At 63.5% G+C, this 14174-nt stretch carries 18 protein-coding genes; 11 read left to right on the top strand and 7 right to left on the bottom strand.

Annotation, left to right across the window (positions count from 1 at the left end; all coding sequences use genetic code 11):
* Positions 1 to 115 precede the first annotated feature (115 nt).
* Positions 116 to 676, top strand: coding sequence for a hypothetical protein (locus L8H00_RS15230; protein ID WP_242098157.1), 561 nt, complete (start codon positions 116 to 118; stop codon positions 674 to 676).
* Positions 677 to 942: 266 nt separating this feature from the next.
* Positions 943 to 1638 (top strand): GGDEF domain-containing protein, encoded by a 696-nt coding sequence (locus L8H00_RS15225; protein ID WP_277924485.1) that lies wholly within the window; start codon positions 943 to 945, stop codon positions 1636 to 1638.
* 123 nt (positions 1639 to 1761) lie between these two features.
* Here L8H00_RS15225 and L8H00_RS15220 read toward each other — a convergent pair whose 3' ends face one another.
* From L8H00_RS15220 to L8H00_RS15210, 3 genes are all read right to left on the bottom strand, one after another.
* On the bottom strand, positions 1762 to 2511 hold the full coding sequence (locus L8H00_RS15220; protein ID WP_242098155.1) for a sensor histidine kinase: 750 nt from the start codon (positions 2509 to 2511) through the stop codon (positions 1762 to 1764).
* A gap of 136 nt (positions 2512 to 2647) precedes the next feature.
* Positions 2648 to 3511: a Crp/Fnr family transcriptional regulator gene (locus L8H00_RS15215; protein ID WP_242098154.1), complete on the bottom strand. Its 864-nt coding sequence runs from the start codon at positions 3509 to 3511 to the stop codon at positions 2648 to 2650.
* Entirely contained in the window at positions 3508 to 3675 is a 168-nt protein-coding gene (locus tag L8H00_RS15210; protein WP_242098153.1) for a hypothetical protein, read from the bottom strand. Before L8H00_RS15210 ends, L8H00_RS15215 begins: the two co-directional genes overlap by 4 nt.
* A gap of 280 nt (positions 3676 to 3955) precedes the next feature.
* Here L8H00_RS15210 and L8H00_RS15205 point away from each other — a divergent pair, with 280 nt between their 5' ends.
* Together L8H00_RS15205 and L8H00_RS15200 are read left to right on the top strand one after the other, a co-directional pair.
* Entirely contained in the window at positions 3956 to 4627 is a 672-nt protein-coding gene (locus L8H00_RS15205) for a Crp/Fnr family transcriptional regulator (protein ID WP_242098152.1), read from the top strand.
* Positions 4628 to 4892: 265 nt separating this feature from the next.
* Positions 4893 to 5195 (top strand): hypothetical protein, encoded by a 303-nt coding sequence (locus tag L8H00_RS15200; protein ID WP_242098151.1) that lies wholly within the window; start codon positions 4893 to 4895, stop codon positions 5193 to 5195.
* A gap of 53 nt (positions 5196 to 5248) precedes the next feature.
* Here L8H00_RS15200 and L8H00_RS15195 read toward each other — a convergent pair whose 3' ends face one another.
* Complete coding sequence (locus L8H00_RS15195) at positions 5249 to 7024, bottom strand: GGDEF and EAL domain-containing protein (RefSeq protein WP_242098150.1); 1776 nt, start codon at positions 7022 to 7024, stop codon at positions 5249 to 5251.
* A 1000-nt stretch (positions 7025 to 8024) separates the two neighbouring features.
* Between L8H00_RS15195 and L8H00_RS15190 the strand changes: the two genes are divergently transcribed.
* The 4 genes from L8H00_RS15190 (at position 8025) to L8H00_RS15175 (ending at position 9979) form a co-directional block, all read left to right on the top strand.
* Positions 8025 to 8435: a single-stranded DNA-binding protein gene (locus L8H00_RS15190; RefSeq protein WP_242098149.1), complete on the top strand. Its 411-nt coding sequence runs from the start codon at positions 8025 to 8027 to the stop codon at positions 8433 to 8435.
* Between the two features lie 108 nt (positions 8436 to 8543).
* On the top strand, positions 8544 to 8759 hold the full coding sequence (locus L8H00_RS15185; protein WP_242098148.1) for a hypothetical protein: 216 nt from the start codon (positions 8544 to 8546) through the stop codon (positions 8757 to 8759).
* Positions 8760 to 9251: 492 nt separating this feature from the next.
* The gene (locus tag L8H00_RS15180) at positions 9252 to 9416 is read left to right on the top strand and encodes a hypothetical protein (RefSeq protein ID WP_242098147.1); all 165 of its coding nucleotides are present in this window, start codon (positions 9252 to 9254) and stop codon (positions 9414 to 9416) included.
* A 305-nt stretch (positions 9417 to 9721) separates the two neighbouring features.
* The gene (locus L8H00_RS15175; RefSeq protein ID WP_242098146.1) at positions 9722 to 9979 is read left to right on the top strand and encodes a hypothetical protein; all 258 of its coding nucleotides are present in this window, start codon (positions 9722 to 9724) and stop codon (positions 9977 to 9979) included.
* A 382-nt stretch (positions 9980 to 10361) separates the two neighbouring features.
* Here L8H00_RS15175 and L8H00_RS15170 read toward each other — a convergent pair whose 3' ends face one another.
* Positions 10362 to 10763, bottom strand: coding sequence for a hypothetical protein (locus L8H00_RS15170; RefSeq protein WP_242098145.1), 402 nt, complete (start codon positions 10761 to 10763; stop codon positions 10362 to 10364).
* Positions 10764 to 10938: 175 nt separating this feature from the next.
* On the opposite strand from L8H00_RS15170, the gene L8H00_RS15165 reads away from it, so the two are divergent.
* Together L8H00_RS15165 and L8H00_RS15160 are read left to right on the top strand one after the other, a co-directional pair.
* The gene (locus L8H00_RS15165; protein WP_242098144.1) at positions 10939 to 11331 is read left to right on the top strand and encodes a DUF3768 domain-containing protein; all 393 of its coding nucleotides are present in this window, start codon (positions 10939 to 10941) and stop codon (positions 11329 to 11331) included.
* Positions 11332 to 11392: 61 nt separating this feature from the next.
* Complete coding sequence (locus tag L8H00_RS15160; RefSeq protein ID WP_242098143.1) at positions 11393 to 11617, top strand: antitoxin VbhA family protein; 225 nt, start codon at positions 11393 to 11395, stop codon at positions 11615 to 11617.
* A gap of 476 nt (positions 11618 to 12093) precedes the next feature.
* On the opposite strand, the gene L8H00_RS15155 is transcribed toward L8H00_RS15160, so the two are convergent.
* Complete coding sequence (locus L8H00_RS15155; protein WP_242098142.1) at positions 12094 to 12546, bottom strand: hypothetical protein; 453 nt, start codon at positions 12544 to 12546, stop codon at positions 12094 to 12096.
* A 408-nt stretch (positions 12547 to 12954) separates the two neighbouring features.
* Here L8H00_RS15155 and L8H00_RS15150 point away from each other — a divergent pair, with 408 nt between their 5' ends.
* Positions 12955 to 13473 carry a GNAT family N-acetyltransferase gene (locus L8H00_RS15150; protein ID WP_242098141.1) on the top strand — a complete coding sequence of 173 codons (519 nt, stop codon included), beginning with the start codon at positions 12955 to 12957 and terminating at the stop codon, positions 13471 to 13473.
* Between the two features lie 46 nt (positions 13474 to 13519).
* Here L8H00_RS15150 and L8H00_RS15145 read toward each other — a convergent pair whose 3' ends face one another.
* Entirely contained in the window at positions 13520 to 14086 is a 567-nt protein-coding gene (locus L8H00_RS15145) for a TetR/AcrR family transcriptional regulator (RefSeq protein ID WP_242098140.1), read from the bottom strand.
* Positions 14087 to 14174 lie beyond the last annotated feature (88 nt).

The raw sequence follows: 14174 nt of genomic DNA, 5'->3' as shown, positions 1-14174 counted from the left end.
GGGCATCGGCCAGCAGAAGGCGTGGCTCGCCTCGCAAATTATCGAGGGCCGCGAACAACGCGCAGCGCGCGCCGCCCAACTGAACCTCTTCCCCGACTCCTGACGGAGGCTCTCAATGTCGCGCTTCGCCATTCGGCACCGCTACGCGGCGCCGCGCCCCTTCGTGCGCCACCCCGCGCAATTCGAGCTGTTCGAGCTTGTGGTTCCGCAGACCACCGTCGACAGTATGCGGATCTCGCCATGGCGCGGCCTTCCGGCCTGGCACCACGAGCTAGACCGCCAGAGCGCGATCATGCGCCCACGGCGATCCCTTTATCATCGCTTCGAGGCCACCGCCCGCCAGCTCACTGCCGACCGCATCCGCGCGTGCCGCGACGCGACCGCGATCTCCCGCCTGGTCAACCGTCTGTCCAGCGCACGCTATCCCAGCGGCAACCTCCATGACCTCGATCGGGTCTGGTCGCGAGCCGAACTTGGCGATCTGCTGGTCGAGGCGACCAACCGCCGCACCCTCCTCGCCATGGGGCGAGATCAGCCCCATCAGAAAGGGCCGCCGCTTGACCCCCAGCGGCTACCCGACGACCGCCTCGAACACCTGATCCAGTCGCACCGCGACCTCGCAGTCGTCGAGACGCTAAGGGCCGAACGAGAACGTCGCACGCGGAGCAGGCAGTGAGCCAGCGCGCGCACCCCTCCGCGACGGGAAGCAGCAGCTAACTATTCGGGGTTGTTAACGATTGCAGGCGATAACGCGCCGGGGACCGGGGGACAGGCAGCAACGACTCCCAAGGAACAACATGGACGACCAGCTACCCCAAAAGGGCATCGCGGACGCGATCGAGGCATGGCCGCCCACGCAAGTATGGCTGGCGTTGGTGGCGGGCGCGCTCGCGTTTCTGATCGTCGGGCACGCCGCTCCCGGCATCATCATGGGGCCGCTCTATGTCCCGCTCGTATGCGCCGCCGGTTGGACCCTTCCCCTCCTACATCGCGCTCGCCAACGCGGTTGTCACGCTTGGCGCGTTCACGCTCATTGCCGCCATCGTCAGGAGCTTCCGCGCCGCCTACGACCGCGAGCGCCGCATAGCCCGGCAGGACGTGATGACCGGCGCCGCGAACAAGGCGACCTTCGAGCGCCATGCGGCGAAGCTGCTAGATGCCGGCGCGTGCGTCGACCACACGCTTCTCCTAGCGACGATCGACCTGGACAACTTCAAGACCGTCAATGACACATGGGGCCATGCCGCAGGAGACGCCGTGCTGCGCGCCTTCGCCGCCGCAGCCGCAGCCGTCATTCGCCGGCAGGATTGCCTTGGCAGGATTGGCGGCGACGAGTTCGCCTTGCTTGTTCCCGTCGACTCGGCCGAGGACGGCCGCGCCACCGCCGCCCAGCTCCACGCCCGCTTGTCGGGCGTGCTCCGCGAAATGCCCTACCCGATCACGTTCAGCATGGGCGCGCTTGTCGTTACGCCGGGGAGCGGGCTCGGCTTCCCCGCCTTGATGCACGAGGCCGATCGCTTGATGTATGTCGTCAAGCGCGCCGGCAAAGGCGCGGTTTGCATCGACACCGCCGGCGCGCTTCCGCCCGCGCCGATCGCGGCCGAGATAATCCCTCACCCCGCCACACGCGCCGCCTAGCCGTCGATCGCGCGATCACCGATCGCACGCGCAACTCGCGATCGACACGGCCCGAACATGAGCCGCCTGCGACCGAGGAAAGTGTCGCAGCCGCGCTCGCCACATGGCGAGGCGACGAAGACCCTATGAGCTGAACGCCGACAGCGGCGCGATCATGATCCACGTCACACCGCCAGGCGTATAATCCAGTTGTACCTCCGCACTCAGGAAGCGGCCGATCGCGCTCGATATCAAGCGCGTGCCGAACCCCTGTCGCGTAGGCGGCGAGACCGGCGGGCCGCCATGCTCGCACCATTGCAGCCACAGCTTGGGTTCGTCTCCGGAGCCGACGAGCGACCAAGCGAGGTCGACCCGCCCGTCAGGCACCGACAGCGCACCATATTTGATCGCGTTCGTCTCCAGCTCATGCAGCGCGAGCGTGAGCGAGATCACCGCGTTCGACCCGATCATCACCTCGGGGCCTTTGCAGTGGATGCGTTCCCGGTGGTCGGCGTAATGGGCGAGGCTGGCGCGCACGATCGCGTCCAGCGGGCTCGACTCCCACTCCGCGCCCAGCAGCAGATCGACCGCCGCGCCCATCGCGGCCAGCCGCTCCGTCAGCCGCTCCCGCGCATCCTCGATTGGCGCGCCGGGCCGGAGCGTCTGGCTGACGAGCGACTGCGTGACCGCGACGATGTTGCGGAAACGGTGGCGCAGCTCGAACTGGACGATCGTATCTCGCTCGGCTTGCCGGCAAGGCTTGCCCTCTAAAGCATCGATCGCATCCTGAAGGTGAATCGCGGCCGTGCCGTCGCCGGCATCTTCCAGCAGGCGTCGGGCGCGTTCGATCAGCGCTGCCGCTTGATCGCGACTGATATTCCCCCTTTTAACCACGTCCCCCATTTCATGCTTTTGCGAGCGGACGCGTGAAACGGATGCCATTTCGCCATGACCGTTCGCGCGCTCCCCCTGCGCTAACCCGCGGTAGCTTTGATGGTCGAGCATCGACATTACCGCCTTTCAGTCAAGATCAGAGTGCGCTCGGCGCGGATGTAAAGGATGGGCGAAGCGTCGGTCGCGAGGCTTGGGCGAGCTGATGTCTGACCCGCGCCCCGCTTGGTGGTAGCTCGGGCGCGAACTCGTCATCGACGGTTTCGAGATGCAAATACGACGGACGAAATCCGCAGAAAGCGCTCAGCGCTGCCCAATCGTGGATCGTCACACGGCGATGTTGCACCGTGACGAGATCCCCTGAGCGCAGCGATTGCAGCGTCCGATTGATATGCACGGAAGTCAGGCCGAGCGTGTCAGCGATATGCTCCTGGGTGAGCGGTAGATCATAGCTGTGACCGTCAGTCTTCCCGACGATCGTCAGCCGCACCAGCAGCTCGCACAGGAGATGCGCGACACGTTGCGATGCAGAGCGACGACCCATTGAGGCCGCCCATTCCGTCAGGATCGAGTTTTCGGCGAGCGCGAGTGACCAGAACGCATCGGCGATGGCCGGATTGGTGGCGAATAGCGCATGGGCGCGCTGGCGCGGCAGCACTGCGACGGTGCCCGCCGAGAGCATCGTCACGCCGTAATCGAGCTGATCGAACCGAAGTGCGTCGAGATCGCAAATATCGCCAGGCACCGCCAGCGCCGGGATGAAGCGGCTCCCGTCCTCCATGATCTTATAACGGGCGGCCCAGCCGTCGAGCAGGATATGCAGCGCGCTCGTAGGCGCGTCCTGGCGCAGGAGATCGGTTCCGGCGCTGACCGTCCGAATGTCACCGCACGCACTCTCGAAGGCATCGCGATCGGCCGCATCGAGGTTGGCGAAAAGCCACGGCCGGGTGGCCTTCAGCCCCGACAAGTTCCCAGCATCGCCGCCAGCAGAGCCGGCGGTCACGTTCGTTGTTCGATGCTGGCGCGAGCGTCGGGCTGGAGCCGTTCCAGATAGGCTTCAGCGAGCATGAAATGAACCCTGACCACCTCCGGTTTGGTCGCCCGCTGTGCCTGCTCAAGCTCCGCCTCGGCGCGTCGCGTGAAATAGGTGCTATCGTCTTCCAACATCGCGCCCTCCTGATCTAGGTTCAGGAAGGATACATATGCCGAATTAAGCGTTTGGCGACCCCTTCGAGGGGGAGGGTCATCTAGGTTACAAACCGTCACAGGAGCGTAATCAAAGGATTTCCTCGTATTTTCCGAGAGTTGACCTATATCAGTCTTATCGCTTGCACACGCCAAGGGCGCAAGCGGCCGAGAGATGCGATGCGCTCCCGCCCCAGATACAAGGGGCGCACACTTGCCTTCGCCAAGCCAATCCTTATCGCGTAACCGCATCCTGTTGACCATGAGCGCAGACGACTACGGGGTGCTGCAACCGCACCTCGAAAGCGTCGCTATGGAAAAGGACTCCGTGCTTGAGGAGTGCGATCAGGCCATCGGCCACGTCTGGTTCCCTAACACAGGTCTCGGCTCGATCATGGCGTTCACGCCACACGGGGACCGCGTTGAGGCCGGCCTTTTCGGTCGCGAAGGTATGTCGGGAACAGCACTGTCGATGGGAGCCGATCGCACGCCGCTGAAGACACTCATGCAGGTTGGGGGTGAGGGCGTCAGGATTGAGGCCGGTGCCTTCCGTCAAGCAATCGAGCAGAGCCGAACGCTCCACACCCTCGTGCTCCGCTACGGCCAGTCCCTTGCCATCCAGACCGCCTACACCGCGCTCACCAATGTAACGCATCCGGTCGAAGTGCGGCTCGCGCGCTGGCTATTGATGGCGCACGACCGCGCCGATGGTGACGAGCTTTCACTGACCCACGAATATATGGCGGTGATGCTGGCGGTGCGCCGGCCGAGCGTCACCACCGCTTTGCATGTGCTGGAAGGCAACAGGCTCATTCGCGGCACGCGAGGAGTGGTCACGGTCAGGGATCGGGCTGCTTTGGAGGAGTTCGCGGACGGCTCCTATGGCAAGCCCGAGGCCGAATATGGTCGCCTTATCGGACCCTTCTTCACGTAACGGGAGGCCGGTCGTTCCCCGCTTCCATTTCAACCATCGCACACCCTCCGGGCTCATCATCGACCCGGACGGGAGCGAGTTGCCCGACCTCGCGGCCGCTCGCGCCGAAGTGATCACGGCTGCTCGGCACCTCTGGGGGGAGGCGATCGTGGCATGTCGCGACCTGGCTGATGAGCACTTCGAGATCGTCGATGGCGACGGATCGACCCTTCTGTCGCTGCCATTCCGTGAGGCCCTACCTCCATCCCTGCGTCGATGAACAAGCTTGGCGCCAACGCGCCGCGACAGGCTCTACCAGCTCATCGTTGAAGCAGAGGGGCGAATCAGCCGTCTCACGTTCCTGATCGCCGAAGTTACGGAACGAGGGCACGATCCCAGCCGGGCCGAGGATATGGTACGCCAGTTCGAGGCGCTGATCGCCACCTGGAACGAGTGGCGGCTGCGGGAGGTCTCTTCGCCTACGATCGAAGGGACCTACAAGCTGCTTAACCGCACCAAGCAAGAGGCAGCTAACAGCCTTGACCCTCGTTCGCTGCGCCCCGGGTCTTCGCACTACCGTGCCACCTGATCGCCCTGCGCTGTACGCTGGCCCCCTCGAAGCTGGTCTAGCGAGGAACCACCTCAAGCTGCGGCGTTGGTCCGTCGCGAAGGACTGCGTTGCGCGACCAGCCATTGCCAGAAATCGGTCACTTCCATCGGCCGGGCAAAATAGTAGCCCTGCACCTCCTCGCATCCCATGTCGGCTAGGATCGCGGCCGCGGCGGCCGTCTCGACGCCTTCGGCAACGACGCGGTAGCCGAGATCATGTGATAGGGTGACCATCGATCGGACGAGCGCCCGCTCGCGCTCGTCTTCGGCCAGGTTGCGGACGAACGACTGGTCGATCTTGACCACGCGCGCGGGCAGACGCTGGAGATAAGCGAGGCTGCTATACCCCGTACCGAAATCGTCGATTGCCAGCGACACGCCCGCGGCGTTCAACGCGCGGAGCTGGGCCATCGCACGACCACCATTCTCCATGACGGCGCTTTCGGTCACCTCAAGCTCAATCGCCTCTGGGCGCAGGCGGTGCTTCAAGAGGTAGAGCTGCACCTGCTGGGCGAAGTCGCTTTCCTCAAGATTGGCAGCCGATACGTTGATCGAAAGCTGAAGGTCGAACCCTTCTCTCTGCCAAGCCGCACGCTGCTGCATGGCGGCATCGAGCACCCAGGCAGTCGCGGGTTTCGCGAGCGAGGTCTGCTCGATGATGGGGATGAACTCTGCGGGCGATAGCTCTCCCAGTATTGGGTGCCTCCAGCGAAGCAGAGCTTCCGCACCGATACACTGACCCGACGCGAGCTCGATCCGCGGCTGGAAGACGAGTCTGAGCTGATCGGGCTCGTCTAGTGCGGCACCGAAATTATTGAGAAGCGCGAACTTGCGGGTGTGAACACGATCCTCGGACGGCGCGTAGAGGCCGACGGCATGTTCCGACGCGCGCGCATCCTGGGCAGCGCTATAGGCGGTGCGGAGTACGTCGCGGGAACTGGTCTCACCAAGGATGACGGGCGTGACCCCGATCGCCGTCGTCATGGCGTAGCGGACGCGCGAACCACTTTGGGCGTTCGACAGCATCGAGCCGATCAGTTCAAGATAGGCATCCCGATCCGGCTCCGGAGGCGACAGGAACGCAAATTGCGTGGCAGCGACATGATAGGCGATGCGTCCGGCACCGAGTGCTGCACGGAGCGTCCTTGCAGCGTCCTGTACCATATCGTCAGCGAAGGAAGGCCCAATGACGCGTAGGCCGTTGCTGAGCTGGTCGTTGCGCGCGAGGTCGAGCAGGACGGCGTATCGGCGCTGGCCGGGCGTGTCGCGGCCGAGGTCTTCAAGATCATCAAGGAACTGAGTCCGGTTGGGAAAGCCGCTGAGTGGATCGACCCGGCCGAACGCATGCTGCATTTCGATCTGCGACATCACCATGTCGGCGAGGTCGAGCAGCCCGGTCATCTCGGCGTCGGAGACCGTTCGCGGCTCCGGGCCGACCACGCACAGCGAGCCCAGCCCGAAGCCTTCGCGCGTGACTAGGGGAACGCCGGCGTAGAACCGCGCGCCCGTGCCAGCGAGCGTGCTGTCTGCGTAATAAACCTCGGCAAGAAGGTCGGGAATCACGACCGCCTCACCCGTCGATACCACTTGGGCGCACGGCGCCTTTAGGCGCGGCATGTGGGTGGCCTCCACGCCGACGCGTGACTTGAACCACTGGCGGTCTCGATCAGTGAGCGAGACCGCCGCGCTCGGCAGGTTGAAAATCTGACTTGCCATGCGGGTGATGCGGTCGAAGCTCGCGCTCGGAGGCGTATCGAGCAGGTTCAACTGGTAGAGCGCATCGAGGCGCGATTCTTCGTCCTGTTTCACAATCCCTACCTTTTCGCCCGCAGTCGCCTGCAGACTTAAAGGACAAGGCAATACCAAACCCCTAAGCACATGGCACAAGGGGCTGGGCTTTCGTGGTCTAATCCATGTTAAACGCCCTCTGTGACAGATCGGGCTCACGTAAGAGTAGCTTTTTCATAGGCTTGCTTGAATCAGCGTGGGCGCGTGTCGAAGCCGAATATGCATGTGTCCGAAGCCGAGCGGCTTCGGACACCACACCCGAATTCCAAATCGACGCCCGCGTGCGAGCGTCATTCCGCTACGCTGCACCGAGATCCTGCGGGTCTCGGCTCATTCGGGTGACGATTGACTGACGGGGCGCTGCCGCGCCAATACGGGATAGCGCGAAGTGTCGCCGGGGCGAGGCCCGGCGCCGGCTCCGGCCGAACCGCGATCGCCCCGGGTCACGGCCTCAACCATCGATCCTACGGCAGCTCGCGCGCTGCAGATTGCCGGGCGGAAGCACCTTTGGCGGATCAGCACCTGGCGCTCAGTCCCGTTGGCCAGCGGGCGGATGCGGAGAACCAGAGCCCTTCTCCTCCGCGACACGGGCGACGTCACCACACCGCGGCAGCGTTCACGGCACCTGGTCCTCTCCTCCGGCTTCGCAAGTCCAACATGGACCCTCGCAGGACATCAATCAGCGATCGCGCCCGACCGGGCTTGGAGACCCAGGCAGTGCAGGTGGGTGGCAGCATCGACGTTGGTTGGGCTGACGCGTTGGATCTTCGTGCCCGGTTCACTGGCTTTGACCGCCCGTGGGGGTCCATCCCCTCTCTTTCCTGAACGACCTAAGCCGGCCGTCCATCACTCCCAACCCGCGTTCATTCGGGCCGAGTTGCCGCTACGCGGCTGCCCGCACCACCCCTCTGATCGGGGTTCCCCTCCGCGTCTGCGCGCTCCGGTGGAAGCGACGTCCTGGCCGTCTTTTACGGTGTTCAGTCGAGGGGACGAACCCCCGGCGGACAAAAGGAACCTCGAAATGAAGAACGTCGTCATCCTCGCCGGCAACGTCGGCGCCACCCCCGAGACCCGCACCACCCAGGGCGGCACCAAGATCACCCAGTTCAGCCTCGCGACATCGCGCCCGAAGCGCGACAGCGAGGGCAAGACGCAGAAGGACGGCGAAGGCCGCCGGGTCGAGGATACCGAATGGCACCGCATCACCTGCTTCAACGGCGTCGGCAAGACCGTCGCCCAATATGTCGAGAAGGGCCAGAAGGTCATGGTCACGGGTCGCATCCACTACACCCGCTGGACCGACAACGAGAACATCGAGCGCTACGGTTGCGAGATCATCGCCGACGAGGTGACGTTCCTCTCCTACGGCAAGTCCCGCCAGCAGCAGCAGAACGCGCCGCAGGACAACGAAGACGATGACGTCCCCTTCTAGCCAACGCGGATCGGCCCGGGAGCTTCGGCTCCCGGGCCTCGTCCCATGCTTGCCCTCGCTGAGCGATCATGTCTTCCCGCCAGCCATCGCCTCGCTATTCTTCGGCCCATGGCAAAAGAGACCATCGAAACCTCCCTCGGCGCACTCTGGATCGAGGACCTCTCCTCCGGAGAGATGCGGATCTGGTGGCCCTATGGCTCGCGTGCCGGCGAGCTGGCGGTGGGCGTACTCGAGGGGAAGGCACGGTGGCATCCAAAGTCCAAGGGCTGGTATGTCGCAGCAGCTCGTCGCGATGAAATCTATGAAGAACTGGCAGCGTTGTAGGACGTCTCCCGGCTGACGCCGGGACCGTCGCTCTATTCCGCTTGCGCTCCACCGAGCCCCTGGCGGGTCTCGGCCCATTCGGGTGACGATCAACTGACGGGCGCTCCCGCGCCGGAAACATCTTTCCGAAAAGCGGCAACTTCTTTCCACCTGGGACCAGGCAGGCCCGCTTGCAGCCACGCGGTCTCTCTCATCGTTCGGAGGGACGCAGAGTGCGCAAGCGAGGGCAGGCCGCTACGGTCCCGGTCAGGGTGGGCGTCGCCGGCGACCCAGCGCTGAGCCGCAACGCTCCCGCCAACGGGCTTCACCCCCCTCTTTGAGGCGCAATCCTTGGGCCGGCTCGGGGCCTTGTACGATCAACCCGCAAGGGGTCCGGGCGCTTCGCTACGGCTTTTTTCCGCGGGCGGAAAAAAGTGATCGCGGCCCCTCCCCGTCCCTGTCGGGCGCCTGTCGAGCGGGGATGAACCCCGCCGGCTTCAAGGAGCCTCGGACATGTTCAACGATATCTGGATCGCCCGCAAATCCGCTCTCAGCCTCGCCCGGAACCTCATGGTCGTCACCATGGTCATCGCGGTCGGCACTCAATACAGCGTCATCACCGCAGAAGATCACGATAGCTCGCTCGTCGTGGTTCAAGAGTATGACCCATTCGCCTGACCAGGCGGGGGCCGAGAGGCCCCCTTCCCTTCGTCGAAGTTGAGGGGCCAGGACGGGCATCGAGCCCGCCCTGACCCCGCGCTTCGCGCCGCTACCGGCACCTGTGGGAGAACTGCTCATTCGTGTCGTCGCAGTATGACATGGGTAGCGGCGATCGCCTCAAGGATGCGCGGTCCCCCCAATTTGCTGCGCAAATCGGCTCCCCTACGCCCCGCTGTCGCGGCCGCTTGCGCGGTCCCTGACCCGATCGCCCGGAGCCCATGTCCCGGTACTCCCGCACATTTTCGTGCCGAGGAGAACTGCCTATGCAAGTTGATCTGTACCAAACACTCAAATCCATCAACGTCCCTGACGACCAAGCCAAGCTGGTGGTGGCCAGCATCGAGGAGTATATCGACGACATGGTTGGAGACGCGACAAGGCCGCTTCAGGAGAAAATCGACGGGCTGCAACGCTCGCTCGATACACACATGAAAACCCAGACCTGGGTCATCAGCATCATCGGCTTCACCATCGTGGCGCTGACCGCGATCGGGACGCTGGTGTCGATCCTGCGGCACTGACATCCAAGGGGGCTTCGGCCCCCTTTTTTGCTCACCGCCGAAATGTTGGTGGTCCGCTACCTCCGCGCGCCCTAGTCCGGCGCCGCGACCGTCAGCCTGACGGTCGTAAGGAGGTGATTCCTATAGACACAACAACTGTAATAGCACTGGTACTCGGTGTCGCGACGCTCGTCGTCGCGATCCTCAGCCTGGTGGTGAAAATCATCGAGCTGTCGCGCCACTAGGCCGAGTTGGGGACCCCCGGTGCGGAAACACCGGGGTGTCCTTAAACGATTTGAGCCCCGGATGCGGAAACACCCGGGGCTCAGGACGTGATCTATAGACCCAGACTGTAGTAGCCTGACCTATATACGCCTGATTCCTTACCGCTTCAAGGCCAGCGTCATCCTCGTGCCGTGCGCACGGGCGGCAGTTCCTCGAACGACGCCACCAGCTCCGGATCGCGCAGCAGCGTCGTCCACTCGCCTCCATAGGTCCGCGAGGCCAGATAGAAGGTCGAGCTGATGCACTCCACCATCCGGCAGCGTTCCAGCTTGTCGATCAGCGAATAGCCGGGGCCATGCCGGGCCACGATGTCGTTCAGGTCAACCCGCATCAACGTCCCGCAGCCGCAGCAGCGCGTCCGGACCAACGCGTTCATGCGCAGCATCTCACCGGCGCTCTCCATCCAGCGAGGCCACAGAGCGACAATGTTGGCAGCAGGTTGCATGATCGAACGATACGCCTCGATCGGCGCGGCCGTCCAGCGTGAGCCTTGCGGAAATGGTCTCACCCGGCTCGCCAATCAGGGGGGTCTTTCGGGCTCTCAGTCCTAGCCGGGGCGTCCGCCCGCGCAAGCCCGCAAGCGGGCTTCTCCACTGCGTTTCGACCCTACGGGTGCGCTGGGCGAACTATGCCCCGGACAGTCCTGTCGCCTGTCGAACGACCCCGATTGGCGGGGTCAGGACGAGGAGACCATCATGGCCGAGCAAACGCCTCATTCAGACCGCGCCAAGGGTGGCGTCGGCGAGATCGCGCGGGTCAACGACTGGCTGCGCGAACACATCACCGCCCCAGGCGCCAACCGCGTCGTGATGACGATCGGGATCGCCGAGCTGATCGTCGACGTGAGCTTGTTTCGGGGATGGCGCAACCGCGCCCAGATCCTGCGCGAAGTGCGGGATTTCGACGCCTTCGACAACGCGATCAACCCGCACGGCGAGCGCGACATGGGCAAGTTCGAGTTCGCCGGCGTCCCCTGCTACTGGAAGATCGACTACTACAATCTCGACCTGTCCGCGGGCTCCGAGGATCCGTCCGATCCCTTTCAGACCATTCGCGTCCTCACCATCATGCGAACCGATGAGCGGTGACGCACCCGCCCCGGCGCGCAGTCGCCGGGGCTTTCCCCCTTCAGCAGCAAAGGATCCGATCATGAACGCTCAAATGGCCCGCACCAACCAGCTCCCAGCGATCACCGCGAGCGAGCGCGCGAACCGTCAACGTGAAGTCGACTTTGCCCGCGGCAACGTCCGCCACGAAGGCGGCATCCTCTCCGACGAGATCGAGCAGCTCAACGCCCGCTACATCGCCGGTGAGATCGACAGCGACGAGCTGACCGGCGCCATCTTGGCATCCCAGACCATCCAGTCCCCCTGATGGCGCGGAGACAGAAGAATTGCCCTGTGGCGGCCTTCCCCGCGCTACCAGCGTCGGAAAGGCTCTGTCGTCGACGCCCCTCAATCGTGACGACCGGGCAGGGCCGGCGTCAAGGATGCGCGGCGCCTCCAATTTTGCCGCGGCCTCCGCTCCGCTGCGCTCCACTCCAACCACGACAAAATCGGCACCTCCACGCCCCGCTAACGCGGCCGCTTCGCGGTCCTGTGACCCCGACCCCGCCCGATCGTCAGCCCGAACCCGTCTTAAAACGAACAGACGGAGGTTCACATGCACACTCAAACCGCACGCACCCAAGCATGGCTCGCGGACCTGGCCAGCATCCAAGCGGAGATCGCGATACACGGAATGCCCGCACCGGCACCCCGTCCCGCTCCGAAAAGGACCCGCAAGCTCAAGCCGCTCTGGGAAGAGTGACCAGCGATGGGGCGGCGCTGCCGCCCCGCTCTCGTCATGTATCACGCCGCCCTGTGCGCCATCGCATCACGGATGCCGCGCGCGCAGCCCTCGGGGAACCCCTGCACATAGCCAATCAGGTACGCAGTGAAGAGGACGCCGATCACTGCGGCGATCCCCAGTACGCAGAACTGCGGGAGCGTTACCCGGTGACGCAGCGTAACCTTGGGCGAAGGCTCCATCCTTCGCTGATGTGCCCGTTGCAACGTGCGAACCGAGGCCACCACCTCTTCCAGCAGAAGCATGTTCTGCCGCGAGATTTCTCCAACATCCTCAATGATCTCGGCAGCGGCCGCCACGACCTTCGCTGTCACCTCGCGGCTTAATGCGGCGCTCTCCCCGGCCACCCCTGTCGGATCAGCCAAATTGCTCAAAGCGGAACTTCGATCGTGAAGCTGTAGAAGACCTCTCTCGATGTCGAGCAGAACGGCTTCTTCAGGATCGGGTTGGATCACCTTCACTCCGCGCTTTTGTGGTCTCGCCTTATGGACCGGCCCGACCGCAAAGCCCACCTTGCGGGCGTCTACCCGCCCCTGCAGGGCGGGGCCGAGTTCTGTTCCGCTTGTGCTCTACCGAGCCCCTGCGGGTCTCGGCCTCCCGGGTGACGCTCCCTGACGTGACCAAACCCAGATGTATTATCCATGTCCTTTGACACGAAAACTCGTCCTGTGACGTCAGATCGGATCGTCATTCGGCCAAATCCGGTGACAGTGCTTCCGACCGAAAAGGCGGCTGTTCGACACGATCTTGTCCGATGCAAACGGCTGAAGCCGTCCCGATTGGGATCGAGAAATGAGAAGGCAGAGCGACCAGCGCGCAGCTACCTTCCCTTTGCGCAATCTGACCGGTACGCATGACGTATGATGATACAGACTGCCCGGCTTATCCTTCGCCCCTACAATATTTCGGACTTCGACGACTACCTGAATATGGTCTCCGATCCGATGGTGGCCCAATTCCTTGGCGGTCAGCCAATGCGAGCAGAGGATGCGTGGAATAGGCTCTTGCGCTACGCCGGGCACTGGGCAACTTTTAACTTTGGAATGTTCGCCGTTGTCGAACAAGCAACGAATCGTTTTTTAGGTCAAACCGGCATTGCTGATTTTCATCGAGGTTTGGGTAGCGACTTCGACGGGGTGGGTGAAGCAGCATGGGTTTTCACGTCGAAGTCTCAAGGACGCGGATACGCCTATGAAGCAGGGATGGCTGCCTTGAAGTGGTATAACAGCAGCGAAGGTCGCCAACGCACTGTCTGCCTGATAGCGCCTGACAATCGGGCATCTTTGATCTTGGCGGAAAAACTTGGTTATATCCCTTTTGGAAACGTCGTTTACCGAGGCGGTCCGTTCGTGACGCTGGAACGCATCTCTACCCAGGGGTGACGCCTTTTCTTCTTGCAGACGTGCGAAGGATTGTCTTCATCCGGCCTTAGCCCACGCGCTCGCCGCTTGCTCCCCGCAGCAGGATATCGACCAGCCGTTTCGCGCTTTCCTGCCAGTCGGGACCGGCCCGGATGTGCAGCACGCCGATCATGGCCCTGAGAAGGTCAGAAGGCACCGTGTCCGGCCGCAGGTCGCCATTGTCTATCGCTCGCCGCGCCAGGCGCTCCATCGTGCCCTGGATGATCACACTGGCGGTTGCGTATGCCGTCTCGTTTAGAGCGGAGGCGATGATATGCTTCTCGATCACATGATCGACGAACGTCATCATCCAGGTGCGTAGCGCCGCCAAGGGCGGAGCAGAAATAAGCAGCTCGGCTCCCATCGCGCCGAGCTTTTCGACCTCGCGCTGGTAAACGGCTTCGATCAGCAGCTCGCGTGTAGGATAATGTCGATAGAGCGTGGCAGACCCAACGCCGGATTTTTTGGCAATGTCGTCAAGGCTGGCGTCCGCACCGCCGCTCGCGAACGCCTCGCGCGCTGTTTCGAGCAGCCGGTCGCGATTGCGCAAGGCGTCGGCGCGCAGCTTACGCGGTTGTCCGGCTACATTTACCAATCTAACCCCTTGTAAACGGAGAGTGTCCCCGCTTATTTAAGCGGGGAGTATCCCCGGATAATGGTGGAGGCGTAAGATCGGGTCAACC

Origin of the sequence: Sphingomonas sp. CROZ-RG-20F-R02-07 (genome assembly GCF_022662335.1) — a bacterium.
In the GTDB taxonomy this organism is placed as follows: domain Bacteria; phylum Pseudomonadota; class Alphaproteobacteria; order Sphingomonadales; family Sphingomonadaceae; genus Sphingomonas.
This window is presented reverse-complemented; position numbering and strand designations above follow the sequence as displayed.